The organism is Streptomyces sp. NPDC048191, assembly GCF_040652655.1.
In the GTDB taxonomy this organism is placed as follows: Bacteria; Actinomycetota; Actinomycetes; order Streptomycetales; family Streptomycetaceae; genus Streptomyces.
Genome location: NZ_JBEZMO010000013.1, coordinates 63,116 through 87,615, shown reverse-complemented (window position 1 = coordinate 87,615; position 24,500 = coordinate 63,116). Strand labels below are relative to the sequence as shown.

Below are 24,500 nucleotides of genomic sequence, written 5' to 3'. Positions count from 1 at the left end.
TCCGGGGGGACGAGGGAGCCTGGCATGGCGGATCCTGGGATGAGCGTGACTCCCTACTGGGAGCTGACCTTCGACGCGGACGGGGACGTGGACGGCCCCGAACGCGACCGACTGCTGCGGCAGGTCACGGAGCACGGCGTCCGCGACCTGATCGTCTTCTCGCACGGCTGGAACAACGACCGCTCGGGCGCGACCGCGCTGTACCGCCGCTTCTTCGCGCCCCTCCCGGCACTCGCCCCACGGGCCCGGCTCGGGTACGTGGGAGTGATCTGGCCGTCCATGCGGTTCAGCGACGAGCCGATCCCGGACTTCCCGAGGTCGGTGGCGGCCGAGGCGGCGGAGGCGGCGGCACCGTCCCCGGCCCTGGACAAGGACACCCGGCGCGCCCTGCTGGAGACCTTCCCGGGCCGGACGTCCGTGGTCGACCAGCTGGCCCGGATGCTGGACGAACGGCCCGGCGGGGCCCAGGGGCTGACGGACTTCGGCCGGCTGGTGCGGCTGCTGGTGGACGACGGCGGCCGGGCGGGTGTGGCGGACACCGACGAGGAAGGCGAGCCGACCGTGTTCACCGAGGACCCGGCGACCGCCTGCGACGAGTTCGCCGAGGCGCTGGCCGCGGTGCGGTCACCCGGCACGCCGGCCGGATTCAGCATCCCGAACCCATGGGACGGCGCCAAGGAGCTGCTGCGGCAGGCGACCTACTACACGATGAAACGGCGCGCCGGGACGGTCGGCGAGCACGGCCTCGGGCCGGTGATCGGGCAGGTCGCACAGGCGGCGCCGGGGGTGCGGGTGCATCTGGTCGGGCACAGCTTCGGGGGACGACTGGTGTCGTTCGCGCTGCGCGGGCTGCCCGACGGGGTGCGCGCGGTGAAGTCGGTGACCCTGCTCCAAGGCGCCTTCTCGCACTACGCGTTCGCCGACCGGGTGCCACAGGCTCCCGGCAAATCGGGGGCGTTGCAGGGCCGGCAGCGGCGCGTCGACGGCCCGCTGGTGTGCTGCTACTCGCACTTCGACGCGGCCCTCGGCACCTTCTATCCGCTGGCCTCGCGGCTGGCCGGGGACGACCGCTCGTGCGCCGGCAGCGAGATCGCGGCCGTGCTGGGACCGGAGTGGGGCGCCATGGGGCACGACGGGGTGCAGGCGGTGCCGGGCACCGCCCGGATGGACCTCGCCGCGGCCCTGGGCGGCCCGCTGCCCGAGTCGGGGTGCGTGAACGTCGACGCGGCCTCGGTCGTCTGCCACGGCGGCCCGCCGTCCGGGGCGCACAGCGACATCGTGCACCCCGAACTGGCCCGGTTGGTGCTGGCGGCGGGCCACATCACCTGACCTGCGGCCACCTGCAGTTGCTACGGGTGTTGACCAACAGGCGTTGACCAACCGGAGTTGACCAACAGGCGTTGACCAACAGGCGTTGACCCACGGGGGTGGGCCGTCAGGGGTGGACCAACAGGCGTTGGCCTACGGCCGTCGGCCATCCGGTGTCGGCATCGGCCGCTGGCCAATCGGGGCTGGACCGCGGCCGCCGGTCCACCGGTGTTGGCCAACCGGCGTTGACCTGCGGCCGCCAGCCCACTGGTGACCCACGCGTGTTGGCCCACCGGCGTCGACCCGTACGTGTTGGCCCACCGGCGTTGACCAAACGCCCGTTGGCCAACAAGTGTCGACCAACGGGCGTTGGCCGACGGGCGTTTGCCGACGCCGGTTCCCCGACACCGGTTCCCCAACGTCGGTTTGTCAACGCCCGTTCGCCAACGCCCGTTTGCCAACGCCGGTTGGCCAGCGGCCGGCTGGTCAGCGGTGCGAGGTGTACTCCACCACCTGTTGGAAGGTCGGCCGGTTCTGCCAGCTGATCTTGCCGTGCTTGATGCCGCCCAGGGTGCGCTGGACGATCGAGTCGGCGCACCACTGGTCGCCCGCCGAGCACTGGTCGTCGCCCGGGTAGACCTGGGCGGCGGTCATCCCGGCCGCCTGGTCCAGGGTGCTGATCAGGGCGTCGCGGCAGGCGCTGAGGCTGCCGCCGCCGCAGTACTTCTCGGCCAGCCCGCCCTGCACGTTCTCCCCGAGCACCGCCCGGATGTCCTTGTCGACATAGCTCCACCAGCCGTACTGGAAGGAGCTTCCGGCGTGCGAACCGGTCGGGCCGTGTCCGGCGGACGGGGCCTCGTCCACGGGGATGTCGTTCGTGATCGCCGTGTACAGGTCACTGCCAAGGCCCGGTTCGAACTCCGCCTTGACCAGCAGCGGCCACCACGCGTCCAGGATGCGGATCGCGTCGGCGTCGGCATAGGCCTTCGAACCGGCCGACGTCTCCGTGCGCTTGGCACCCGCGTTCACCCACGCCTGGAGCTTGCTCACCGCGGCGGCGGCCGTGGAGTCGGTCACCGCCGAGGAGTTGATCACCTTGAGCAGCTTGGGCAGCACGTCCTCGGCGCGCAGGTCGGCGAGGGCCGCGTCGGCCATGGCCTGCACCAGCTTCGTACGGGTCACCCCGCCGGCCGCGACCAGCCTCTTCACCCGGTCCTGGAGCAGGTTGCCGCGGTGCACGGAGCCGTCGCCCCAGGAGGCGGTCGTGTAGTCCTTGGCCTGCTTGTTGTTCCAGGAGATGTAGTAGTCCTGGTCGATGGAGCCGGGGTGGGCGGAGGCCGGGGTGTAGTCGGCGGTGTTGGTGGCCGGATCCCAGTTCCGCCACTCGTACGCCGGCTGCGCCCAGACCGGGAACTCGGAGTCGACGCCGGAGGCCCGCACCGGGTTGTCGCCGCTGTTGTAGTACGCGGTGTGCTGGGAGTCGGCGTAGAACCAGTTGAAGGTGTAGTTGATGTGCTGGGCCGCGCTCTGGAAGTCCTTCGGGCCCTTGACGAAATCGGGGTCGTTCAGCATCTGGAAGCCGATGATCGAGTCGGCCTCGTGCAGATACGAGGAGCGCAGCGTGGTGTAGGCGACCCTCTTGCCGCCGACGGTCGCGCGGTACTCCACCGGGCCGTACTTCGTCCGCCAGACGCGCATGGTGTACGACCCCGCCGGCGTGCTGTCGGCCGTGGTCGGCGACCAGGCGTTCTTCTGCTCGACCTTGTCCATGGCCGTACAGGTGCCGTGGTACAGGTAGTGGTAGTCGTCCTGGCACAGCTCGACGGCGTAGGTGTCGATGATGTCCTGGCCGGAGGTGGTCGCGGACCACGAGTAGTCCTGGCCGCGGCCGAGTTCGACGTACATGCTCAGGCCCGCGAAGGAGGCGCCGCGGGCGCTGATGCCCGGGCCCTGGATCTCCTGGAGCATGAGCAGCTGCGGGGCGAAGTAGCCGGTCTGCGGGCCGAATACGGCGATGGGATGCCCGCTCGCGGTGTACTTGCCGCTGACCACGAGCGCGTTGGACATCCCGCGCTTGGCGGAGCCGAGCGTGGTCTTCGCGGCGGTGGCGGAGGTGCTCTTGGCGGCCGCGGTGGCCGCGCTGCCGGTACGGTCGTAGACGAGCGGTTCCTGGGTGACCGAGCCGGCGTCGGGCAGGGCCTCGCCCTTGGCGTCGGCGGGCTTGGTGCCGTACGGGAAGCTCTCGCCGTTGTGGACGGTCAGGGCCGCCTCGGGGTCGTTGCGCTCGCGGAAGGACTCCCAGACCTTGGTGCCCTCCTCGACGCCGTACTTGTCCTGGGCGGCGAGCAGGGAGAGGGCGTTGCTGACCTCACCGCCTCCGCCGGAGCCGAACAGCGAGCCGATGACGGAGGCGAGGGCGACCAGGTCGGTGATCTTGAAGTGGTCGATGGTGCCGGCGTTGGTGATCGGGTCCTTGTGACCGGTCAGGTCGTACTCGCCGGGGAAGTAACGGCCGCTGTCCGAGGCGTCGATGTAGGCGTTGACGCCGGCGAGATAGGCGTTCGCGTCGGCGAGGGCCTGCTGGCCGCGGGCGCCGTTCTTGGCCACCGCGTTGTCGATCTGCGCCTGCAGGTCGGCCTCGGTGTACGGCGCGTTGCGGTAGAACTCCTGCTCCAGGCCCTGGTTGGCGGCGGCGCCGCCGGCGAAGGAGGTGAGCTGGCCGCGGCCGACGTGCCGGAAGACGTCCATCAGCCACAGCCGGTCCTCGGCCGCCGCGTAGCCGGCGCCGTACTCGGTGCCGTACCGGGTGGTGCCGGTGATGTGCGGCACACCGGTCTTCTTGTCCCGGACGATCGTCACGTCGCCGCGCCCGCCGGGCTTCTCGGTGGAGGCGACCTGGTCGGACGGGACGCCGAAGGAGGCGTCGTTGAAGAAGTTGTTGATGGTCGAGTCGGACAGGCCCGCGTAGCCGGTGGAGAGGCCCGCGTACGGGCCGAGCTGGTCCTCGGCGTGCGAGGGCTGGGTGCCGAAGGCCTGGTTGAGCAGGATCTGCGCGAGCGTCGCGTTGCCGTTCTCGCCGGGCGGCAGGATGTCGGAACACTGGCCGCCGCAGTAGTCGTTCGGGGCGGCGGCCGCCGCGGCGGCCGCCTGCTGGGTGAGTGGGGAGAGAAGACCGCCGACGAGAACGCATATCGACGCGGTCTTCAGGAACCCGGTGAAGCGGCGGGACGTTCTCAGTCTGTCAAGGGCGGTGCGTGGGGTTCGCCGTGGCATGGCAGCTCCTAGCGACAGGGGTGGCCGAACGTTACCGCCGGTATCCCCGAGTTTGAAGATGAACATGCGTCACTTTCTGGAGTCCGCAGGAAGACCCACGAGAAGAGATGGAGCCGAATCGCCTGTCGATACGTCTATTCGGCGACGTCCGTACGGAGACGCCGAAGTGACCGAAGTACAGGTGCAGGTGTGACGGAGGTGCAGGGCGATGGCCGGTTTCCGGAGTCTGGCGAGACAGGTACGCGATCCGGGCTGCGATCTGGCACTGCGGCGCTACTCACTGCGCAAGTGCCTTGAGAAGTTCGCCCCTTACGGGCATCGGGCGACCTGGGACCATCTGTGCTCCCGGGCGGGCTTCGGCCCCGAGGACCGCTCCCCCGACCCGGCGCGGCTCGTGGCCGCACTGGAGGAGCTGGAGGAGGCGCGGTCCGTCTGGCTCGCCTACGAGACCGACTTCACCGAGCGGCGCAGGAAGGAGAAGCACGACGGGCTGCGCCGGCCGGGCAGCGTGGACGACTGGCACCGGATGACCTGGGGTGGCTTCGGGGTCGCGTGGTGCGACGACCCGCGGGTCCATCCCGGCGAGCCGCTCGCCGAGGTGCTGCGCCGGCTCATCGCCGCGCTGGAGCGCGAACCGGGCGCGGGCTGCCCGGTGTGCGGCGGGGACCGCCTGGTCTGGCGGTACGGCCTGGACCACGAGCCGTCGTCCGGCCCGGTCTGCACGGACTGCGGAATCCTCGTGCCGCGTCCGGTGCTCACTCCGCAGGCGCTGGCCTTCGCCGGGCGGGGTCGGCTGCTGATGTCGGCCTGAGATCGGGGACTTCCCCCGGGGGGTGCGTAGGGGGATGCCGCACCCCTGTCGGGCTGGACGACCGCGGCCGCCCGACGGCATTGTCGTGACGCCACCCATGACGACCCTTCCAACGGAGCGTTTTGTGCAGGCGTGTCTGAACGGCCGCCGTTCCCCGGCGGACAGCGCCACCGTGCCGATGTCGCCCGAGGACATGGCCCGTTCCGCGGCGGAGGCGGTCGCGGCCGGTGCCACCTCGGTCCACGTCCATCCGAAGACTCCGTGCGGCCATGACAGCCTTTCCCCGCGCGTCCTCGCTCCGGTCCTGGAGGCGGTACGGGCGCGGGTGCGGGTGCCGGTCGGGGTGACGACCGGCGCCTGGGCGGAGCCCGGCCCGGAGGCCCGGCTCGCCCGGCTGCGCAGCTGGTCCGTGCTGCCGGACTTCGCCTCGGTCAACTGGCATGAGCCGGGCGCCGAAGCGGTCGCCGAAGAGCTGCTGGCCATCGGCGTGGGCGTCGAGGCGGGCATCTGGTCCGGTACGGACGCAGCGACCCGCTTCGCGGCCTCGCCGCTCGGGCCGAGGGTGCTGCGCGTGCTCGCCGAGGTGACCGACCCCGATGCGGCGACCGCGGAGGCCTCGGCGCGGGCCCTGCTGGCCGAGCTGGGGACCGCCCACGGCCGGCCGGTGCTCCTGCACGGCGAGGAGGGCGGCACCTGGCCGGTGCTCCGGCTGGCGGGACGGCTGGGCCTCGCGACCCGGATCGGGCTGGAGGACACCCTGTTCCTGCCGGACGGCCGACGCGCGTGCGGCAACGCCCAGTTGGTGGCGGAGGGACTGGTCCAGTACAGGGCGTTCCAGCGTTCGTCGTAGGGCGGGCCGAGCAGTTGGGCACGTTTGGCCAGGCCGACTTGCCCCGTGCCCGCAGGTGGGCGGGCGGGCGTGTGCCGGGCGGGCCAGGACCGCAGCCCGGTGACGGTGGCGGCCGCGTCGTCCCGGTCCCACCAGGTGAACGTCCACCCGTCGCTCATCAGGTCGTACAGCGGGGACCGCGAGGCGGGCGGGGCGGGCGTCGGCGACGGGACCGACCGGCCACCGGACGGGCAACGGGGTCATGGTGCCCAGGTTCGAGGCGCACGTCTCGGACACGTCCTCGGCCGGGTGGGGCGGCCCGGACGCCGGGAGCACGTCCTCCCACCCGGCGAGCGCGAACACCTCGACGGCCGGGGGCCTGCTGTGCGGGCGGGCCAGGCGCGCCGGTTCACCCGGCTCAGACCGTGCTGCCGCCGGCCGACGCCCTCCGGGGTGCCGCCGGCCGTCGCGCGGGCACACCGCGGCAGCAGGCGCCGCGTCACGGCGGCGTGATCCTCGGAGCGGTCCGGCACCTTGTGCGCGAACCGGTTCAGCTGGCCGGGCGGGAGACGGGTGCACGGCGTGCGCGGACACGCTGTCTCCCGCGGTGCGAAACAGCGCTCGCGGCCGGTCTTCGCGGGGCCGGCCCGGCCGTTGGACACCGTGTCGAGGTCGGCGAGGGTGGCGGCAAGGGCAGGCGTGGGCACGGGAGTCCGGCCCCGGACCGGTACTCGGTGCGCGGCGGCGCGGCCGGTCGAAGGGGCCGACGCTACCAGCCCCGAATCCGCTCGCTCCAACGGATTCCCGTCCGGACAGTGGAGGCGATGAAACCGAACCCATGAACGGGGAGTCCCATGTCCACTCTGCGCGTCACCGCCGAAGTACTGACCGTCCACGAGCATCCGAACGCCGACGCGCTCGAACTGGCCCAGGTGGGCTTGTACCGGGCCGTCGTCGCCAAGGGCGCCTACCGCACCGGTGAGGCCGCCGTCTACATCCCCGAGCAGTCGGTGCTCCCGTCCGGTCTGATCGAGGAGCTGGGGCTGACCGGGCGGCTGGCGGGCGGCGAGGCCAACCGGGTCAGGGCGGTGCGGCTGCGGGGCGAGCTGTCGCAGGGGATCGTGTGCAGGCCCGAGGCACTGGCGGACGTCGACCTGACGCGGGCGGCGGCCGAGGGGACGGACTTCACCGAGCGGCTGGGCATCACCAAGTGGGTCCCGCCGGTCCCGCCGACCATGAACGGCGAGGGGGAGTCCGCGCCCGGCCTGCTGCCCTGGGTCGACATCGAGAACATCCAGCGCTACCCGGACCTCTTCACGCCGGGCGAGCCGGTGGTCCTGACGGAGAAACTGCACGGCTCGGCCTGCCTGCTGACGTATGTCGCCGACGAGGGACGGGTGTACGTGTCCTCCAAGGGCTTCGGCGCCAAGTCCCTGGCGCTGCGGGAGGACCCCCGGAACCTGTACTGGCGGGCCGTGCGCGGGCACGGGGTGGCCGAGGCGGCGGCGAGGCTCTGTGAGCGGCTGGGCGCCTCGCGGGTCGGCGTCTTCGGGGAGGTGTACGGCGTGGGGGTGCAGGACCTGTCCTACGGCGCCGACGGGCGGCGGGACACGCTGGGGTACGCGGCGTTCGACGTCTCGGTCGAGGTCGACGGCACCGTGCGCTGGCTGGACGCGGCGGAGTTGCTGGACGGTGAGCTGCCGGTGGTGCCCCGGCTGTACGCGGGGCCGTACGACGTCGCGCGGGTGCTGGAGTTCGCGAGCGGGCGGGAGACGGTGTCGGGGCGGGGGCTGCATCTGCGGGAGGGCGTGGTGATACGGCCTGCGGTGGAGCGGTACAGCGCGGTGACCGGGGGCCGGGCCATCGCCAAGGCGGTCAGCCCGGCGTACCTGACGCGCAAGGGCGGCACGGAGTACGAGTGACCGCTTCCGTGCCCGGTGACGGTGACGGTGCCGGTGCCGCTGCCGGTGCCGGTGCCGGTGAGCGCGCGGTGAGCGGGCGGTGAGCGGTCCCGTCCAGGGTGGACCCACGACCGGCCCCGGGAGCGGGACCGGACCGACCGAGGGAGTCGACGATGGGTGCTCTGACCGGGAGGACGGCGCTGGTGGCCGGCGGGTCACCGCGGTGCAGTCCTGGACAGCTCCACCCCACCGGAGGTCTTCGCCGTGATCAAGCCCAGCGAGCGTTGACAACGCTCGTGATCAATACACCTGGCGCTGCTCGGCCATGAGCCGCGATCCCGTCAGCCGCTCGCCGAACACGTCGTCCGGGTTGGACAGCACGCAGGTCTCCAGGGACAGGCACCCGCATCCGATGCAGTCGGTCAAGTGGTCGCGCAAACGGTTCAGCTGTTTGATGCGTTCGTCGAGTTCCGAGCGCCACTTCTCCGACAGCCGCGACCAGTCCTCCCGGGTCGGCGTGCGTTCCTCGGGCAGTTCCGCCAGGGCGTCGCGGATCGTGGCGAGGGGAATCCCGACCCGCTGGGCGGCGCGGACGAAGGCGACCCGGCGCAGGGTGTCTCGGCTGTAGCGGCGCTGGTTGCCGGTGGTGCGCCTGCTGGTGATCAGGCCCTTGGACTCGTAGAAGTGGAGGGCGGAGACGGCGGCGCCGCTGCGCGCGGACAACTGGCCGACGGTCAGCTCGTGGATCTTCTCGGGGATCTGGGGCACCCCTCAGAGCCTAGTCGCCCGCTGCCGGTCGCGATCCGTTGACAGGCGCCGCTCACCCGACCATGCTAAGCAGTCGCTTAGAGATGCGAGCGAGACGAGCGAGAGGCCGGGAACATGGCAGAACCGAGGACCTTCACCTCCCCCGACGAGCTGAAGGCGGCCGTCGGCGAGCAGCTGGGGTACACCGACTGGCTGGAGGTCGACCAGAAGCGCATCGACCTGTTCGCCGAGGCCACCGGCGACCACCAGTGGATCCACGTGGACCCGGAGAAGGCGGCGGCCGGGCCGTTCGGGACGACCATCGCGCACGGCTATCTGACCCTCTCGCTGCTCCCCCTGTTCGGGCCGCAGCTCATCCGGGTCGAGGGCGTGAAGATGGGCGTGAACTACGGCACCAACAAGGTCCGCTTCCCCTCTCCCGTCCCCGTCGGCTCCCGGCTGCGCGCCACCGCGAAGATCACCGGCGTGGAGGACGTCACCGGCGGTGTGCAGGTGACCATCGCGTTCAGCGTGGAGCGCGAGGACGGCGACAAGCCGGTGTGCGTCGCGGAGTCGGTGTCCCGGTACTACTTCTGAGCCGGGGACCGGCTACCGCGCCCCGACCATCCGGAGCACGAGGTCGGCGTAGAGCGCGCCGACCTGCTCGGGGGTGCGCGGGCCGTTCACGGTGAACCAGCGCGCCACGTCGATGCACAGGGACAGCACGGCGAGCGTGGTGCCCTGGACGTCCGCCACGTCGAACTCGCCCGAGGCCACGCCGTCCTCGATGATCCCGCGCACCTCGGCGTCGACCTGGCGGCGCAGCGCGACGATCTCGGCGCGGGCCTCGGGGCCGAGCGCGTCGAGTTCGTACTGCACGACCCGCGCGGTGGTGCGCCGTCCCGCGTGCCAGCGGACGAAGGAGCTGACCGCGTCGGCCAGCCGTTCCTTCGCGGGGCCCTCCCGCCGGGCCGCCGTGCGCAGGATGTCGAGGGCCTTGTCGTGGCCGATCCGGCTGATCCGGTGGAGCAGCTCTTCCTTGGTCTTGTAGTGGATGTAGAGCGCGGCCGGGCTCATGCCGGCGCGGCCCGCGATGTCGCGGGTGGTCGTCGCGTGGTAGCCGCGCTCGGCGAAGGCCTCCACGGCGGCGACGAGCAGCCGTCGGGCCGCGTCCGGGGTGACCTCTTCCCACGGCTCCACTTCGCCGCCGGTCGTCTCCTCCGCCGTACTCATCGCTCGCTCGACCCCTCTCGGTGACAGGAGCACCACCATACCGCCGAAGGTGAGCGAGCGCTTAGCGCGCCTGCTCAGATCTTCTCGAAGGGATCGTGCTCGGCGAGCAGCTTCTCCAGCCGCGCCTGGTCGACCCGGCTCACGATCTGCCCCGCCTCCTGCCGGTCCCTGATCACCTTGGCCAGGGTGAAGGCGGAGGTGACGAGGTACAGCACCGCGATGGCGAGGAAGCCCCGGACCCAGGCACTGGTGTCCAGCTGGTAGATGCCGATGGCGGTGGCCGACATGGCGACCGCGAAGGAGGCGACGGCCTGGCCGTAGAAGGCTGCCGTGCTCTGCTGCTTGACCGGTGTGTCACTCATGGCAAAGAGCATCGGCGGACGTGGCCCCCGCCACATCCGCCGAAGTACTCAGACGACGTACTCAGAACGCCGAAACCCCGGTCAGGGCACGGCCGATGAGCAGTTTCTGGATCTGGCTGGTGCCCTCGTAGAGGGTCATCACACGGGCGTCGCGCAGGAGTTTGCCGGCCGGGTACTCGTCGATGTAGCCGTAGCCGCCGAAGACCTGGAGGGCGTTGTTCGCGGCACGGACGGCGGCCTCGGAGGCGAACAGCTTGGCCTTGGAGGACTCGACGGCGAACGGCCGGCCGCGGTCGATCAGATCGGCGACCCGCCAGGTGAGCAGCCGGGCGGCGTCCACGTCGACGGCGATGTCGCTGATCAGCTCCTGCACCAGCTGGTGGTGGGCGATGGGCCTGCCGAACTGCTCGCGCTCACCCGCGTACCGCACGGCCGCGTCCAGTGCGGCCTGGGCGATTCCCACACAGCCCGCGGCCACCGACATCCGGCCCTTGGCGAGCGCCGACATGGCGACGGAGAAACCCTTGCCCTCCTCGCCGAGCAGCGCCGAGGCGGGTATCCGCACGTCCTCGAGGACGAGTTCGGCGGTGGCCTGGCCGCGCAGGCCCAGCTTGCCGTGGATGGTGCGGCGGGTGAGGCCGGGGGTGTCGGTGGGCACCAGGAAGGCGCTGACGCCCTTGTGGCCGGGGGCGTCGGTGGAGCGCGCGAAGAGCAGGACGACGTCGGCCCAGGTCCCGTTGGTGATGAACATCTTCGTGCCGTTCACGACGTAGTCGTCGCCGTCGCGTACGGCACGGGTGGTGAGGTTGCCGGCGTCGGAACCGGTGCCGGGTTCGGTGAGGCCGAAGCAGCCGACGTACTCGCCCGCGGTCAGCCCCGGCAGCCAGCGCCGCTTCTGCTCCTCGTCGCCCCAGGCCGCGATCGTCTTGGCGACGAGCCCGAGGGACACGGACACGATGCCGCGCACGGAGGAGTCGCCGCGCCCCAGTTCCTCGGTGACCAGGCAGTAGGCGAGGTGGTCGCCGCCGGAGCCGCCGTACTCCTCGTCGACGGTCAGCCCGAGGAAGCCGACCTCGCCGAGCTTCTTCACGATGCCCCGGTCGACCTCTTCGGCCCGGTCCCAGGCGACGACGTGCGGGGCGATCTCGCGCTCCACGAAGTCCCGGGCGAGCTGCCGTACGGCGGCCTGTTCCTCGCTCAGCTCCAGGTTCACCACGCGATCACCCCACACAGAAAGAATCCCTCGACGGATCTTGAAACCCGTACATTTAAATTAGCACTGCTAGTTTCCAGCCGCAGCCCTACTATGTGCGCCATGGCCCGACCGCGCAAGCCCCTCCTCAGCACCGACCGGATCGTCGAGACGGCCCGGGAACTCGTGGACCGGGAGGGACTGGCCGCCGTCTCCACCCGCCGGCTCGCCGCCGAGCTCGGCGTGAGCGGGCCCTCGCTCTACAACCACTTCCGCACCAAGGACGAGATCCTGGAGGCGGTCGCCGACTCGGTGAGCGCGCTGGTCGACCTGTCGGTGTTCGAGGACGGCCGGGACTGGCGCACCGCGCTGCACGACTGGGCCGTCTCCTACCGGGCGGCCCTGCGCGACCACCCGAACATCGTGCCGGTGCTCGCGCGAGGCCCCGGGCGGCGCCCGGCCGCGCTGCGGGTGGCCGACGCCGCCTACGGCGCGATGGTCGACGCCGGCTGGCCACCGGCCCAGGCGACCTCCATCGGCGCGCTGATGCGGTACTTCATCATGGGCTCCGCGCTCGGCTCCTTCGCCGGCGGCTTCGTGGACGACGCCAGCGCGTACGACCCCGCCGACTACCCCCACCTCGGGCAGGCCCACCTCCTCGCCGAACAGCAGGAGAAGATCGACGAGCGGGCCTTCGAGACCGGGCTGACGGCACTGCTGGACGGGCTGGCGCAGCAGTACGAGCAGGTACGGCAGAGCGTGCAGCGATAATTCGGTGGGCGCCGAAGTGTCCGTCGCGCATGCTGGGGTTCATGACCGCCAAGGACCCCCAGGCCGCCGGTCTCGCCGCGCTCGCCTCGCTGATCGCCGACGAGACCCGGGCGGCGTGTCTGCTGGCCCTGCTCGACGGGCGGGCCTGGACCGCCGGTGAGCTCGCCCGGCGCGCCGGGGTCGCCCCCTCGACGCTCAGCGAGCACCTGGACAGACTGGTGACCGGCGGCCTGCTGGCGCAGGAACGGCAGGGGCGGCACCGGTATGTCCGGCTGGCCGACGCGCGCGTGGCGGAGCTCGTCGAGGGGCTCACCGCGCACCTGCCCCCGGCGGCCGTACGGCGCCCTCCCCGGTCGCTGCGGGAATCGAGTGCCGGGTCCGCGATGGCCCGGGGCCGTACCTGTTACGACCATCTCGCCGGGCGGCTCGGGATCGCGGTCACCGATGCGCTGACCCTGCGGGGCCTGCTGCGGCAGGACACCGGGTTCGCCCTCACGGAGGCGGGGGTGGAGTGGTTCGGTACGGCGGGCATCGCCCTGGACGTGTCGGGCCGGCGCCCACTGGCCCGTGCGTGCCTCGACTGGACCGAGCGGCGGCCCCATCTGGCGGGAGCGGCGGGGGCCGCGCTGTGCCGGCACGCGCTGGACGCCGGGTGGTGTGTGCGGATCGGGTCGGAGCGGGCGGTGAAGGTGACTCCGTCGGGGGAGCGGGAGTTGTCGGTCCTCCTCGGTATCTCGCCGGAGGAGCTGTGCTGAGGGCGGCCTCGCGGATGGGGGGTTCCGTGATCCGCCGGGTGCGGGTCCGTCGTGGCCGGTCGCGCGGTCCCCGGCGCCTGTCCCGGGCGCTCCGACGCTGTCCGGTTTCCGCCAGCCACGCCCCAGTCCCCTGCCTAACCTCGGGAGCATGATGAACGCCGCCCCACGCCACCGTCTCCTTCCCGCCGGCGCCGCCTGCGTGACCGTCGTCCTCTGGGCGTCCGCCTTCGTGGCGATCCGCAGTGCGGGCCAGGAGTACTCCCCCGGTGCGCTGGCCCTCGGACGGCTGGCGTCGGGAGCCGTGGCCCTGGGGATCATCTGGGCCATACGCGGGGAAGGACTGCCGCCCCGGGCCGCGTGGCGCGGCATCCTGCTCTCCGGGGTGCTGTGGTTCGGCTTCTACATGGTCGCCCTGAACTGGGGTGAGCAACAGGTGGACGCCGGTACCGCCGCCCTCGTCGTGAACGTCGGCCCGCTGCTGATCGCCCTGCTCGGCGCCCGGCTGCTCGGTGACCCGATGCCGCCGCGCCTGCTGGCGGGCATGGCCGTGTCCTTCGCGGGTGCGGTGACCGTGGGGCTGTCGATGTCGGGCGGGGGCGGATCCTCCGTCCTCGGCGTGGTGCTGTGTCTGCTCGCCGCCGTGGCGTACGCCGCCGGTGTCGTCGCGCAGAAGCCGGCCCTGGGACACGCGAGTGCGCTGCAGGTGACGACGTTCGGGTGTCTGGTCGGGGCGGTGGCGTGTCTGCCGTTCACCGGGCAGCTGGCGCACGAGGCGGCCCACGCGCCCGCGTCGGCCACCCTGAACATGGTCTACCTGGGCGTCTTCCCGACCGCGCTGGCCTTCACGACCTGGGCCTACGCCCTCGCCCGCACCACCGCCAGCCGGATGGGCGCGACGACGTACGCCGTGCCCGCGCTGGTGGTGCTGATGTCGTGGCTGCTGCTGGGCGAGGTGCCGGGGCTGCTCACACTGGCCGGCGGTGTGCTCTGCCTCGCGGGTGTGGCGGTGTCGCGCTCCCGGGTCCCGGGGCGGAGCCGGCGGGTCGCGGCCCGGGAGCCGCGACCCGAGAAGGTCGGCTGAACCTCAGAACACGACCAGCGCGCGGCCGCCCTTGCCCGCGAGCATGTTCTCGAAGGCGCCCGGGATGCCGTCGAGGCCGATCCGTTCGGTGACGAGTGCGGAGAGGTCGAGGCGGCCCGCCCGTACGTGCTCGGCGAGCACCGGCAGATCGCGGGCGGGATCGGTGTTGCCGTAGACGCAGCCGGACAGGGTGCGGCCCCAGTGGAAGATCTCCAGGGCGTTGAAGGTGACCTCCTGGTCCTTGCCGCCGATGCCGACGACGGTCGTACGGCCGCCGCGGCGGGTGGAGTCCCAGGCCGCGCGGATGCTGACCGCGCGGCCCACGCACTCGACCGAGACGTCGACGCCCTGCTTGCCGGTGAGGGAGCGGATCTCGCGGGCGGTGGTGTCGGAGGCGAGGACGTAGTCCGTGGCGCCGGCCGCTCGGGCCAGCGCCTCCTTCTCGGGGGAGACGTCGACGGCGATGATCCGGGACGCGCCCGCGATGCGGGCCGACTGGAGGGTGGCGAGGCCGACTCCGCCGACGCCGAAGACGGCCACCGTCTCGCCCCGGCGGACCCGCGCCGAGTGGTGGACCGCGCCGTAACCGGTGAGGACGGCGCAGCCGAGCAGGGCGGCGTCGACCAGCGGCACCCCCTCCGGCAGGGGCAGCACGCAGGACGCGGAGACGACCGTCTCCTCGGCGAAGGCGGCCACGTTCAGGCCGGGGTGCAGCTCGGTGCCGTCGGTGGTGCGGGCGTGGACGTCGGCGGCGCCGTTCAGGGCGTTGGCGCACAGCCAGACCTCGCCGAGCGCGCAGGCGTGGCAACGGCCGCAGGACGGGGCCCAGTTGAGGACGACGGGGTCGCCCGCGGTGACGTGCGTGACGCCCTCGCCCACGGCCACGACCGTGCCCGCGCCCTCGTGGCCGAGGACCGCCGGGACCGGTACGCGCATGGTGCCGTTGGACAGGGACAGGTCGGAGTGGCAGACGCCGGCGGCGGCGAGGCGGACGCGGACCTGTCCGGGGCCGGGGTCGGGCAGGTCGATGCCGGTGATCTCCAGGGGGGCGCCGATGGCGGGCAGGACGGCGGCTCGTACGGCCATGGGTCGCGTACTTCCTTAGAACTGGAGGGACTTGGTCTGGAGGTACTCGGCGAGTCCGTGCGCGCCGAGTTCCCGGCCGACCCCGGACTGCTTGTAGCCGCCGAAGGGGGCGAGGGGGTTGAACCGGCCGCCGTTGATGTCGACCTGGCCGGTGTCCATGCGGCGGGCGAAGGCCACGGCCTCGGCCTCGTCACCGGCCCAGACGGCGCCGGCGAGGCCGTAGACCGTGCCGTTGGCGATGCGCAGGGCGTCCTCCTCGTCGTCGTACCGCAGGATCGACAGGACCGGGCCGAAGATCTCCTCCTGGGCGACGGTCATGTCCGCGGTGACGTCCGCGAAGACGGTGGGGCTGATGAAGTAGCCCTTCTCCTGGGGGGACTCGGGTCCGCCGGCGACCACGCGGGCGCCCTCGGCGATGCCCTTCTCGATGTAACCGCGCACCCGCGCCCGCTGCTTGGCGTTGACGACCGGGCCGATGCGGTCGCCGTACTTGGCGGCGGCCGCGGCGGCCAGCTCGACGGCCTCGTCGTACCGGTCGCGGTGGACCAGCATCCGGGTCCAGGCGCTGCACGTCTGGCCGGAGTTGGACATCACGTTGGCGACGCCGACGTTCACCGCCCTGGCCAGGTCGGCGCTCGGCAGGATGACGTTGGCGGACTTGCCGCCGAGTTCGAGGGCCACCTTCTTGACGGCCGCGCCGGCCACCGCGCCGATCTGCCTGCCCACCGCCGTGGAGCCCGTGAAGGAGACGAGGTCCACGTCCGGGTGCTCGGCCAGGGCCTGGCCGGCGACCGGACCCAGGCCGGTGACGAGGTTGAAGACGCCGGCCGGCACGCCCGCCTCATGGACGGCCTCCGCGAACAGCTGGGCGGTGAGCGGGGTGTCCTCGGCGGGCTTGAGGACGACCGCGCAGCCCGCGGCGAGCGCCGGGGCGACCTTGGCGACGATCTGGTGGAGGGGGTAGTTCCAGGGGGTGATCGCGGCGACCACGCCGATCGGCTCGTGCAGGACGGTGGAGTTGCCGACCTTCTCCTCGAAGGGGTGGGTCGCGGCCAGTTCGGCGTAGGAACCGGCCACCGCGATCGGCACGGCCGCGTGCACGGCCTGGGAGAACGGCAGCGGGGAGCCCAGCTCGGCGGTGACGGTCTCGGCGATCTCGTCCTTGCGGGCCACGAGGACGTCCCGGAGGGCGGTGAGGCGCGCGGCGCGCTCGGCCGGGGGTGTGGCCGCCCAGCCGGGCAGGGCCGCCCGCGCGGCGCGTACGGCCGTGTCGACGTCCAGGGCGCCGCCCGCCGGCACCCTGCCGATGACCTGCTCGTCGGCAGGATTCACGACCTCGATGACGTCCGCGCTCGCGGCTGGGCGCCAGGCGCCGTCGATGTACAGGCCGTCGTGTGCCTTCATGCTGCTTCCTCCCGGCGGGGCTACGTCGTCCGGCACACAAACTAGCGGCGTTAGTTTTTCGGCGCCAGACGTACCCGGACATCATCGCCGGGGGCGGCCGCGGCTCACCGGCCGGGGCAGGGTGGCGGGCCGGGGGAGCGCGCCGCGCGGTCCGGTCCGTCACCTGGTCGCGCTCAGGTGCGCGAAGACCACCACGTTGCTGGTGTAGCCCGTCCGCTTGCTGAAGTAGCCGCCGCAGGTGAGCACGCGCAGTTCGGGGCGCCGGGAGGGGCCGTAGACCTCCTTGTCGGGGAAGCCGGCCTTGTCGAAGACCTTCACCCGGTCCACGGTGTAGACGGCGGTGCGGCCGTCGGCGCGCCTGGCCTCGATGGGCTTGCCGGGCTTGACCAGAGCGAGCGCGGAGAAGACGGCGGGACCGGTCGTGGTGTCGCGGTGGCCCACGGCGACCGCGGTGCCGGACTCGCCCGGTGTGGCACCGCCCTCGTACCAGCCGACGAGCCGGGGCTCGTCGACGGGCGGGGTCTCCAGCCGCCGGTCCTTGTCGAGCCCGAGGGCCGTGACCGGGGCGTCGATCCCCAGCGAGGGGATGCGGAAGGACGTCGGCCGGGAGCGGGGCAGCGGGTGGGGCGGCGGGGTGGGTGGGGCCGCGGCCGCCACCGCGTCCGGGCCGCCGGACCCGGCGTGCCCGCCATGCCCCCCGCACCTGCCGCCCACCGCCACCAGGACGGTCACCAGCACGGCCGTCCTGGTGAGGCGGTAGGCGCGGGTCCGGTACCAGGGCCTGCGTCGGCGCCTACGCGGCGCCATGAGGCCGTCGGCGGTTGCGCCGGAGGTACATCACACCGCCGACCGCGCTCAGGCCCACGGCACCCGCGGCGGCCACCGGCGAGTACGCGGCGGCCGTGTCGACGAGACCGCCGCCGCCCGCGTGCACACCGCCCCTCGGCGGGTCGTCGTGGTCGTCCCGCCCGCCCCAGCCCGGGCCGTCCTGATCACGGTGGTCCTGGTGGTCCTCGATCTGCCCGGGACCGCGCCCCTCGTCGTGCCGGTCGTGCTGTTCGTGCTGCTCGTGGCAGTTGACGCGGAAGAGCTTCTCCTTGACGGCGCCCGCGGCGACCCAGGTGAGCTTGTACTGCCCGTCGGCCAGGCCGATCACGTCGGTGTGCCCGGCGCCTTCGGCGAGCTGGATGACACCGGTGACGGTGGCGGCGCTCGGCAGCGGGGGCTGCGCCTGGATGATGTAGGGGATGTTGGGCAGGATGTCGAAATTGACGGCATCGAGGTAGAACTTGCAGACCACCGGATCGTCCTGCGCCATCGCCTGGTGTCCGACCACGTTGTGCACTCTGATGTCGCCGTTCGCCCCTTGGGCCGCCGCGTTCGGCGCCGCCACCCACGACGCACCCACCGCGGCGAGGGCGGCGAGGACGACAGTGGCGCCTGCACGGGAGCCGATGACACGGGGTGAGGTCTGGGTGGGCATACACATTCCTCCGAGTCAGACGATTTTCATACAAATCGCTCTTTCGCCTGGACTCTGCGCGATGTTCGCCTCTCCCCACGGCACCGACGCCCGACGCGCCGTCAGAGATCGCTCGTGCGGCGCAATCCGGTGCCCCTCGCCCGCTCCCCCGCCACCCGTCCGGCCCCCTCCGGCCGCCCCGGCGAGCGCCTTCCCGCCACCGACGACAGCAGCAGCAACGCCCCCAGCATCACGAACGGCGCCGCCACCCCGGCCAGCCCCGCGACCAGGCCCGCCGCGGCCGGCGCGGCGACCTGGCCCAGCCGGTTGCCCGTCAGGCGCAGCGCCAGCGCCGTGGAGCGGGCCTCGTCTGGCGCCGCCTGCACCACCGTCGTCATCGACAGCGGTTGCCCCACGCCCAGGCAGAAGCCCAGGGCCGCGAGCATCGCGCCCAGCGCCCACACCGGCACCGGAAGCGCGACCCCGGCGCACAGGACGGCCGCCAGGAAGCAGGTCAGGGTGAGCAGCGCGGGACGGCCGAGCAGCCGGAGCAGCGGGGTGAGGACCAGCCGGCAGGCGATGGTGGCACCGGCGCGGAGGCCGAGCAGGACGCCGACGACCGCGGGGGCGATGCCCCGGTGCTCGCCGACCACCGGAAGGTAGGCGGTGAGGATGTCGGTCGCGGACAGGACGGACAGGCTGATCAGCATGCCCGCGGGCACGCCCCGGGCGCGCAGGATCCCGGCGACCGGCACACGGGCGCCCCGCGGCGGGCGGGAGCCGACGGCCGTACGGTCCTCGATGCGCCACAGCGAGGTGAAGGCGACCGCCGCGCCGGCGCCCGCCACCACCAGCGCGAGCGCGCTGCTGCCCGCCATGTCCGGGCCGCCGATCAGCGCGCCCGCGGCGACCGGGCCGACGAGCTGGCCGAGGGAGGCGCCGATGGTGAAGTGGCCGAAGTTGCGGTCCTGTTCGTGCGGCGATGACTGGCGGGCGACCAGCGACTGCGCGCCGATGACGAAGCAGAGGTGGCCGAGGCCCATCACCCCGCTCCACAGGGCCATCGCCCACAGGGAGCCGACGAGTCCGCTCAGCGCGCAGCCACCGGAGATCAGGACCACGCCCGCCGGGAGCAGCGGTGCGCAGCGGCCGTGGTCGGTGCGCCGGCCGAGGGGGACGGCGGCGAAGAGCGGGAGCAGGGCGTAGACGCCGGCGATGACACCGACGGCGCGTTCGTCGGCGCCCAGCGCCAGGGCCCGGTAGGAGACCGCGGGCCGGGCCATCGACACCGCCCCCTGCGCGAAGCCGAAGGCGAGGACGAGGCGGAGCAGCCAGCCGCGGTTCCCACCGGGCGCCATGGACACGACCTCCGTCGAGAGCTCAGATGATGCCGAACAGGACGGCCGCGCCGAGCACGACCAGCGACGTGAGCGCGGCCCACTTGACCACGAACCGGGTGTGGTCGCCGAACTCCACCTTGGCCATGCCGACCAGGACGTAGACGGCGGGGACGAGCGGGCTGGACATGTGCAGCGGCTGACCGACGATCGAGGCGCGGGCGATCTCCAGGGAGGAGACGCCGTGCGCATGGCCCGCCTCGGCGAGCACCGGCAGGATGCCGAAGTAGAAGCCGTCGTTGGACATGAAGTACGTGAGCGGGATGCTCAGCACGCCGGTGACGAAGGCCATGTGCGGGCCCATGCCGGCCGGGATGTTGTCCACCAGCCACGTGGCCATGTGGTCGACCATGCCGGTGCCCTGGAGGACCCCGGTGAAGACGGCGGCGGCGAAGACCATGCCGGAGACGTTGAGGACGTTCTCCGCGTGGGCGGCGATCCGCGCCTTCTGGTCGGGCATGTACGGGAAGTTGACGGTCAGGGCGAGGGCCGCGCCGAGCAGGAACAGCACCGGGATCGGCAGCCACTCCATGATCATGGCGGTGAGCAGGGCCACCGTCAGCAGTCCGTTGAACCAGTACAGCCCGGGGCGCAGGGTGGGGCGGTTCGGGTCGAGTCCCTGGAAGCCCTCCTCCTCGGGCCGGCCGGGAAGGCCCGCGGCGGGACCCGGGCCGCCACCGGTGCCCTGGGCGGCCCTGCCACCACCGGCGCCGGCGCCCACCAGCACGGTCTCCTTCTCCTCCACCCGCACCTCGTCCAGCGTGAGCACGCCGAGCCGCTTGCGCTCACGGCGGCCGAGGACGTACGCGAGGGCCAGCACGAAGACCAGGCCGACGGCGAGCGCCGGGATCATCGGCACGAAGATGTCGCTCGCGTCGACCTTGAGCGCGGTGGCGGCCCGGGCGGTCGGGCCGCCCCACGGCAGCGTGTTCATCACGCCGTTGGCCATGGCGGCCACGCCGGTCATCACGACCAGGGACATCTTCAGGCGCTTGTACAGCGGGTACATCGCCGAGACGGTGATCATGAAGGTGGTGGAGCCGTCGCCGTCCAGGGAGACGATCGCGGCGAGGACCGCCGTACCGACGACGATGCGCAGCGGGTCGGCCTTGCAGAACCTGAGGATGCCCCGCACGATCGGATCGAAGAGGCCGACGTCGATCATCACACCGAAGTAGACGATCGCGAACATGAGCATCGCCGCGGTGGGGGCGAGGCCGGTGACGCCGTCGATGACGTAGTCGCCGAGCTTGGCGCCCTTGCCCACGAACACGCAGAACAGCGCGGGTATGAGCACGAGCGCCGCGATCGGCGACATCTTCTTCAGCATGATCAGGACCAGGAAGGTCGCGATCATGGCGAAGCCGAGGATGGTCAGCATATGAGTGGATACCTAACGTTCGCCCTTGAACATCCCACCTGGGGGTCGGCGGTGCGATGACGTTAGGTCGCGTCGACTGGCGTTAACAAGATGTTGACGCGTGAGCAATACGCGCGAAAGTCCAGGTCACAGGCTTGCGGCGAGTTGGACGGGGATGCCGTTCAGGACAGCGTTGCCCGACAGCGGGTCGAGCAGGCTGCCGTCGAGGAGCTGGTTGACGTTGACTCCGGGCGCCGTGGCGGCGTGGCCGAGGCGGGTGCCGGGGCGGTCGTGGCCCCAGCCGTGCGGCAGGCTCACCACTCCCGGCCGTACGGCGTCGGTGACCTCGGCGGGCGCGACCACCTCTCCCCCGGCGCCCTTCACCCGTACGTCCGTCCCGTCCCGGACACCGAGCCGGGCCGCGTCCTCGGGGTGGATGTGCAGGGTGCAGCGGTTGGAGCCGCCGGTGAGGGCCGGGACGTTGTGCATCCAGCTGTTGTTGGAGCGCAGATGGCGGCGGCCGACGAGGACGAGCCCCTCGGGGCGCTCGCGCAGGGCCGCGCGCAGCCGGGGCAGGTCGGCGGCGACCGGCCCGGGCAGCAGCTCGACCTTGCCGCTCGCGGTCCTCAGCGGCTGCGGCAGACGCGGGCGCAGCGGACCGAGGTCGATGCCGTGCGGGTGGGCGAGGAGCTTGTCCAGGGTGAGTCCGTCGGGTCGCACGCCGAAACCGTCGCCGTACGGGCCGAGGCGGAGCATCATGTCCAGCCGTCGCTCGGGGCCGGTGTCGCCGGTGAGCTGCCCGGCGAGTTCGCGCGGGTCACGGCCGTGCACCGGGGAGTGCTCCTCCTGTACGGCCTTGCCGAGGGTCTGGTCGACGACCATCGCGTCGACGGCGGCCGGGTCGGCGCCGTGCATGCCGGTGGCCGCGAGGATCAGCCGGGCGAGGATCTCACTCTCGGCCATCCGGCCGGGCTCCAGCGGGACCGCGGGCCGGCTGTAGCGGACCTGGTTGCGCACGGCGAGGGTGTTGAAGGCGAAGTCGTGGTGCGGGCTCTGGGAGGGCGGGGGCGGGGGGAGTACGACGTCGGCGTGGCGGGAGGTCTCGTTCAGGTAGGGGTCGACGCTGACCATGAAGTCCAGCGAGCCGAGGGCCCTGTCGAGGCGGTCGCCGTCCGGGGCGGACAGCACGGGGTTGGCGGCCACGACGATCAGCGCGCGGAGCGGCTCGCCCTCGTCCGTCGCGGTGTCGATCTCCTCGGCGAGCGCGGAGATCGGCAACTCACCCTTGGCCTCGGGGAGTTGGCGCACCCGCGAGTGCCAGCGGCCGAGCGCGAAGCCGCGCCCGGGACCGGCCGGGCGGGGCGTCCGGTCGGTGGCGGCCTGCGGGAAGAGCGCGCCGCCGGGCCGGTCCAGGTTGCCGGTGAGGATGTTGAGGACGTCCACCAGCCAGCTGGCCAGGGTGCCGTGCGGGACGGTGCAGCTGCCGATGCGGGCGTAGACGGCGGCGGTGGGGGCGGCGGCGAGTTCGCGGGCGAGGGCACGGATGGTCGGCGCGTCGATGTCACAGGCCTCGGCCACGGCTTCCGGGGTGAAGTCACGTATGGCTTCCCGGAGTTCGTCGAGTCCCTGGACGTGCGGGGCGAGGTGGGCGAGGCCGACCAGGTCCTCCGCGAAGAGGGTGTGTGCCATCGCGGCGAGCAGCAGGGCGTCGGTGCCGGGGCGGATCGCCAGGTGCCGGTCGGCGAGCTTCGCGGTGCGGGTGCGGCGCGGGTCCACCACGGTGAGGTGTCCGCCGCGGGCCTTGAGCGCCTTGAGCTTGCCGGGGAAGTCGGGGGCGGTGCACAGACTGCCGTTGGACTCCAGGGGGTTGGCGCCGATCAGGAGCAGGTGGTCGGTGTGGTCCAGGTCCGGTACGGGGATGGCGTTCGCGTCGCCGAAGAGCAGGCCGCTGGAGACGTGCTTGGGCATCTGGTCGAGCGTGGAGGCGGTGAACACGCTGCGGGTGCGCAGGCCGGCGAGCAGCACCTGCGGGTAGAGGGCGCCGGCCACGGTGTGCACGTTGGGGTTGCCGAGCACCACGCCGACCGAGTTGGCGCCGTGGCCCTCCAGGACCGGGCGCAGACCGGCGGCAACCGCGTCGAAGGCCTCCTCCCAGGTGGCCTCGCGCAGCTCGCCGTCCCGGCGGACGAGCGGGGTGCGCAGCCGGTCGGGGTCGGAGTCGACGGCCCCGAAGGAGGCGCCCTTGGGACAGATGAACCCCTTGCTGAAGACGTCCTCGCGGTCACCGCGGGCGCCGGTGACACGGGTGCCCTCCACGGTGAGGGTGAGCCCGCAGGTGGCCTCGCACAGGGGGCAGATTCGCAGGGCGGTGCGGGACACGGGTCCTCCCGGAGGGTGGGCGGCGATGCCGGACGAGCACGGACGGGCGACCGGCTCAGCGCGAGCATACCGACCGGTATGCATGGAGGGGAGTCCTGTCGCGGCACACGTTCGGGTTCGTTCGGCGCCGCTCCTCGTCGCGAGGCGCCACGGGAACCGACGCGGCGGGCCGCCGACCGCCGGCGCGCACGGCGACCGCACCCACCCCCGCCACAGGGTGCGGACCGGGCTCGCCGATGTCCACGGCGGCGAACCGGACCGAGCCGCCCCGGCCCAGCGGGCGGCAGCCTTTCAGGCTCGGGGGGCGTGTGCCGCTTCCGGGGGCGAGGCGGCGCACCGTGTGCCGCTTCCGAGGGTGAGGCGGGGCACCGTGTGCCGCTGCGGCGTGGACCCGCGGCCGGTGGCAGATGGCCCCGTCCTCGGCCCCAGGGCGTGCCGTGACTCCGGTCGGCGGCGGTGCCGGTCCGCCGCGGGTCAGTCGAGTACGCGCCCCAGGTACGCCCGCAGCAGCTCCCGGGTCTCGGTGATGATCGCCTCGTCACCGGCCGGGTCGGTGCGGAAGGCCAGTTGGACGAGGGTGTCCGCGCTCTCCACGGCGACCAGGAAGACGCGGCGCAGGTCGTCGTCGGGGGTGCGGTCCAGGTAGCCGGAGAGCAGTGCGGTGAGCCGGTCGGCGACCCGGGTGTTGGGCTCGGAGTGGCGGGCGCCGACCGGTATCTGGTTGCCGAAGTCGACCAGGGAGAAACCGGGCGCGGTGCGCTTCATGGCCAGGTACTCGTCGAGGACCGCGTCCATCGCGGCCCGCCAGTCACCCTTGACCGCCTTCCTGAGCCGCTCGGTGACGCGCTCGGTGTACCGCTCCAGGTTGCGCTGGGCGAGGGCGTCGGCCATCTGCCGCTTGTTGCCGAAGAACCGGTAGACGGAGCCGATGGGCACACCGGCGCGCAGAGCGACCGCGCGGGTGCTCAGGGCGTCGTAGCCGACCTCGTCGAGGAGTTCGGCGCAGGCGTCGAGGATCCTGGTCAGCCGTTCGGCACTGCGCCGCTGGACGGGCGCACGGCGGAGCGATGTCGCGTGGGGCACGGGCTTCATCATGCCTCTCCCCCTTCGGTCCGGTGAACCTCGCCCTCCAGATACGGAGAAGAGTGG

General features: G+C 72.5%; 21 protein-coding genes. 8 read left to right on the top strand and 13 right to left on the bottom strand.

Annotated elements, in window-relative coordinates; translation table 11 throughout:
• The first annotated feature begins 24 nt into the window (after nucleotides 1-24).
• A complete protein-coding gene (locus AB0D93_RS21820; protein WP_362121669.1) occupies nucleotides 25-1,329 on the top strand; it encodes a serine-threonine protein kinase in 1,305 nt (434 codons plus the stop codon).
• 465 nt (nucleotides 1,330-1,794) lie between these two features.
• Here the strand turns inward: AB0D93_RS21820 and AB0D93_RS21815 are convergent, their stop codons facing one another.
• A complete protein-coding gene (locus AB0D93_RS21815) occupies nucleotides 1,795-4,581 on the bottom strand; it encodes a penicillin acylase family protein (RefSeq protein WP_362121667.1) in 2,787 nt (928 codons plus the stop codon).
• Between the two features lie 208 nt (nucleotides 4,582-4,789).
• Between AB0D93_RS21815 and AB0D93_RS21810 the strand changes: the two genes are divergently transcribed.
• From AB0D93_RS21810 to AB0D93_RS21800, 3 genes are all read left to right on the top strand, one after another.
• The gene (locus AB0D93_RS21810; protein WP_362121665.1) at nucleotides 4,790-5,392 is read left to right on the top strand and encodes a hypothetical protein; all 603 of its coding nucleotides are present in this window, start codon (nucleotides 4,790-4,792) and stop codon (nucleotides 5,390-5,392) included.
• Between the two features lie 97 nt (nucleotides 5,393-5,489).
• Nucleotides 5,490-6,242: a 3-keto-5-aminohexanoate cleavage protein gene (locus AB0D93_RS21805; protein WP_362121663.1), complete on the top strand. Its 753-nt coding sequence runs from the start codon at nucleotides 5,490-5,492 to the stop codon at nucleotides 6,240-6,242.
• 833 nt (nucleotides 6,243-7,075) lie between these two features.
• Nucleotides 7,076-8,143, top strand: coding sequence for an RNA ligase (ATP) (locus AB0D93_RS21800; RefSeq protein WP_362121662.1), 1,068 nt, complete (start codon nucleotides 7,076-7,078; stop codon nucleotides 8,141-8,143).
• A gap of 279 nt (nucleotides 8,144-8,422) precedes the next feature.
• Here the strand turns inward: AB0D93_RS21800 and soxR are convergent, their stop codons facing one another.
• Nucleotides 8,423-8,890 carry a redox-sensitive transcriptional activator SoxR gene (gene soxR, locus AB0D93_RS21795; RefSeq protein ID WP_362121660.1) on the bottom strand — a complete coding sequence of 156 codons (468 nt, stop codon included), beginning with the start codon at nucleotides 8,888-8,890 and terminating at the stop codon, nucleotides 8,423-8,425.
• A gap of 114 nt (nucleotides 8,891-9,004) precedes the next feature.
• Between soxR and AB0D93_RS21790 the strand changes: the two genes are divergently transcribed.
• Nucleotides 9,005-9,466, top strand: a complete 462-nt coding sequence (locus tag AB0D93_RS21790) for a MaoC family dehydratase (RefSeq protein ID WP_362121658.1) — start codon at nucleotides 9,005-9,007, stop codon at nucleotides 9,464-9,466.
• A gap of 12 nt (nucleotides 9,467-9,478) precedes the next feature.
• On the opposite strand, the gene AB0D93_RS21785 is transcribed toward AB0D93_RS21790, so the two are convergent.
• The 3 genes from AB0D93_RS21785 to AB0D93_RS21775 form a co-directional block, all read right to left on the bottom strand.
• On the bottom strand, nucleotides 9,479-10,102 hold the full coding sequence (locus AB0D93_RS21785; RefSeq protein WP_362121656.1) for a TetR/AcrR family transcriptional regulator: 624 nt from the start codon (nucleotides 10,100-10,102) through the stop codon (nucleotides 9,479-9,481).
• A 74-nt stretch (nucleotides 10,103-10,176) separates the two neighbouring features.
• Nucleotides 10,177-10,464 carry a YiaA/YiaB family inner membrane protein gene (locus AB0D93_RS21780; protein WP_069783954.1) on the bottom strand — a complete coding sequence of 96 codons (288 nt, stop codon included), beginning with the start codon at nucleotides 10,462-10,464 and terminating at the stop codon, nucleotides 10,177-10,179.
• Between the two features lie 61 nt (nucleotides 10,465-10,525).
• Nucleotides 10,526-11,677, bottom strand: coding sequence for an acyl-CoA dehydrogenase family protein (locus AB0D93_RS21775; protein ID WP_362121931.1), 1,152 nt, complete (start codon nucleotides 11,675-11,677; stop codon nucleotides 10,526-10,528).
• A gap of 102 nt (nucleotides 11,678-11,779) precedes the next feature.
• Here AB0D93_RS21775 and AB0D93_RS21770 point away from each other — a divergent pair, with 102 nt between their 5' ends.
• The 3 genes from AB0D93_RS21770 to AB0D93_RS21760 all read left to right on the top strand — a co-directional run bounded on the left by AB0D93_RS21770 (nucleotide 11,780) and on the right by AB0D93_RS21760 (nucleotide 14,263).
• Nucleotides 11,780-12,427, top strand: a complete 648-nt coding sequence (locus AB0D93_RS21770; protein ID WP_362121653.1) for a TetR/AcrR family transcriptional regulator — start codon at nucleotides 11,780-11,782, stop codon at nucleotides 12,425-12,427.
• 41 nt (nucleotides 12,428-12,468) lie between these two features.
• Nucleotides 12,469-13,182, top strand: coding sequence for a winged helix-turn-helix domain-containing protein (locus tag AB0D93_RS21765; protein ID WP_362121651.1), 714 nt, complete (start codon nucleotides 12,469-12,471; stop codon nucleotides 13,180-13,182).
• A 151-nt stretch (nucleotides 13,183-13,333) separates the two neighbouring features.
• The gene (locus AB0D93_RS21760) at nucleotides 13,334-14,263 is read left to right on the top strand and encodes a DMT family transporter (protein WP_362121929.1); all 930 of its coding nucleotides are present in this window, start codon (nucleotides 13,334-13,336) and stop codon (nucleotides 14,261-14,263) included.
• A gap of 3 nt (nucleotides 14,264-14,266) precedes the next feature.
• Here AB0D93_RS21760 and AB0D93_RS21755 read toward each other — a convergent pair whose 3' ends face one another.
• The 8 genes from AB0D93_RS21755 to AB0D93_RS21720 all read right to left on the bottom strand — a co-directional run bounded on the left by AB0D93_RS21755 (nucleotide 14,267) and on the right by AB0D93_RS21720 (nucleotide 24,443).
• Nucleotides 14,267-15,349: a Zn-dependent alcohol dehydrogenase gene (locus AB0D93_RS21755; protein ID WP_362121649.1), complete on the bottom strand. Its 1,083-nt coding sequence runs from the start codon at nucleotides 15,347-15,349 to the stop codon at nucleotides 14,267-14,269.
• Nucleotides 15,350-15,364: 15 nt separating this feature from the next.
• Complete coding sequence (locus AB0D93_RS21750; RefSeq protein WP_362121647.1) at nucleotides 15,365-16,753, bottom strand: aldehyde dehydrogenase family protein; 1,389 nt, start codon at nucleotides 16,751-16,753, stop codon at nucleotides 15,365-15,367.
• A gap of 159 nt (nucleotides 16,754-16,912) precedes the next feature.
• Complete coding sequence (locus AB0D93_RS21745; RefSeq protein ID WP_362121645.1) at nucleotides 16,913-17,560, bottom strand: class F sortase; 648 nt, start codon at nucleotides 17,558-17,560, stop codon at nucleotides 16,913-16,915.
• Nucleotides 17,547-18,236, bottom strand: coding sequence for a hypothetical protein (locus tag AB0D93_RS21740; protein ID WP_362121643.1), 690 nt, complete (start codon nucleotides 18,234-18,236; stop codon nucleotides 17,547-17,549). The genes AB0D93_RS21745 and AB0D93_RS21740 overlap by 14 nt, the downstream gene beginning before the upstream one ends.
• 101 nt (nucleotides 18,237-18,337) lie before the next feature.
• Nucleotides 18,338-19,573 carry an MFS transporter gene (locus AB0D93_RS21735; RefSeq protein ID WP_362121641.1) on the bottom strand — a complete coding sequence of 412 codons (1,236 nt, stop codon included), beginning with the start codon at nucleotides 19,571-19,573 and terminating at the stop codon, nucleotides 18,338-18,340.
• A gap of 22 nt (nucleotides 19,574-19,595) precedes the next feature.
• Nucleotides 19,596-20,993, bottom strand: a complete 1,398-nt coding sequence (locus AB0D93_RS21730) for a citrate:proton symporter (RefSeq protein ID WP_362121639.1) — start codon at nucleotides 20,991-20,993, stop codon at nucleotides 19,596-19,598.
• Nucleotides 20,994-21,119: 126 nt separating this feature from the next.
• Nucleotides 21,120-23,351, bottom strand: a complete 2,232-nt coding sequence (locus AB0D93_RS21725) for a molybdopterin oxidoreductase family protein (RefSeq protein WP_362121637.1) — start codon at nucleotides 23,349-23,351, stop codon at nucleotides 21,120-21,122.
• A gap of 474 nt (nucleotides 23,352-23,825) precedes the next feature.
• Nucleotides 23,826-24,443, bottom strand: a complete 618-nt coding sequence (locus tag AB0D93_RS21720) for a TetR/AcrR family transcriptional regulator (RefSeq protein ID WP_362121927.1) — start codon at nucleotides 24,441-24,443, stop codon at nucleotides 23,826-23,828.
• Nucleotides 24,444-24,500 lie beyond the last annotated feature (57 nt).

Excerpts from the sequence above, each read along its gene's own strand:
- AB0D93_RS21815 (WP_362121667.1), bottom strand. The coding sequence starts at position 4,581 with ATGCCACGGCGAACCCCACGCACCGCCCTTGACAGACTGAGAACGTCC.
- AB0D93_RS21810 (WP_362121665.1), top strand. The coding sequence starts at position 4,790 with ATGGCCGGTTTCCGGAGTCTGGCGAGACAGGTACGCGATCCGGGCTGC.
- AB0D93_RS21790 (WP_362121658.1), top strand. The coding sequence starts at position 9,005 with ATGGCAGAACCGAGGACCTTCACCTCCCCCGACGAGCTGAAGGCGGCC.
- AB0D93_RS21785 (WP_362121656.1), bottom strand. The coding sequence starts at position 10,102 with ATGAGTACGGCGGAGGAGACGACCGGCGGCGAAGTGGAGCCGTGGGAA.
- AB0D93_RS21820 (WP_362121669.1), top strand. The coding sequence starts at position 25 with ATGGCGGATCCTGGGATGAGCGTGACTCCCTACTGGGAGCTGACCTTC.
- AB0D93_RS21735 (WP_362121641.1), bottom strand. The coding sequence starts at position 19,573 with ATGGCGCCCGGTGGGAACCGCGGCTGGCTGCTCCGCCTCGTCCTCGCC.
- AB0D93_RS21760 (WP_362121929.1), top strand. The coding sequence starts at position 13,334 with ATGAACGCCGCCCCACGCCACCGTCTCCTTCCCGCCGGCGCCGCCTGC.
- AB0D93_RS21720 (WP_362121927.1), bottom strand. The coding sequence starts at position 24,443 with ATGAAGCCCGTGCCCCACGCGACATCGCTCCGCCGTGCGCCCGTCCAG.
- AB0D93_RS21730 (WP_362121639.1), bottom strand. The coding sequence starts at position 20,993 with ATGCTGACCATCCTCGGCTTCGCCATGATCGCGACCTTCCTGGTCCTG.
- AB0D93_RS21750 (WP_362121647.1), bottom strand. The coding sequence starts at position 16,753 with ATGAAGGCACACGACGGCCTGTACATCGACGGCGCCTGGCGCCCAGCC.
- AB0D93_RS21800 (WP_362121662.1), top strand. The coding sequence starts at position 7,076 with ATGTCCACTCTGCGCGTCACCGCCGAAGTACTGACCGTCCACGAGCAT.
- AB0D93_RS21770 (WP_362121653.1), top strand. The coding sequence starts at position 11,780 with ATGGCCCGACCGCGCAAGCCCCTCCTCAGCACCGACCGGATCGTCGAG.
- AB0D93_RS21805 (WP_362121663.1), top strand. The coding sequence starts at position 5,490 with ATGACGACCCTTCCAACGGAGCGTTTTGTGCAGGCGTGTCTGAACGGC.
- AB0D93_RS21765 (WP_362121651.1), top strand. The coding sequence starts at position 12,469 with ATGACCGCCAAGGACCCCCAGGCCGCCGGTCTCGCCGCGCTCGCCTCG.
- AB0D93_RS21780 (WP_069783954.1), bottom strand. The coding sequence starts at position 10,464 with ATGAGTGACACACCGGTCAAGCAGCAGAGCACGGCAGCCTTCTACGGC.
- AB0D93_RS21755 (WP_362121649.1), bottom strand. The coding sequence starts at position 15,349 with ATGGCCGTACGAGCCGCCGTCCTGCCCGCCATCGGCGCCCCCCTGGAG.
- AB0D93_RS21740 (WP_362121643.1), bottom strand. The coding sequence starts at position 18,236 with ATGCCCACCCAGACCTCACCCCGTGTCATCGGCTCCCGTGCAGGCGCC.
- AB0D93_RS21745 (WP_362121645.1), bottom strand. The coding sequence starts at position 17,560 with ATGGCGCCGCGTAGGCGCCGACGCAGGCCCTGGTACCGGACCCGCGCC.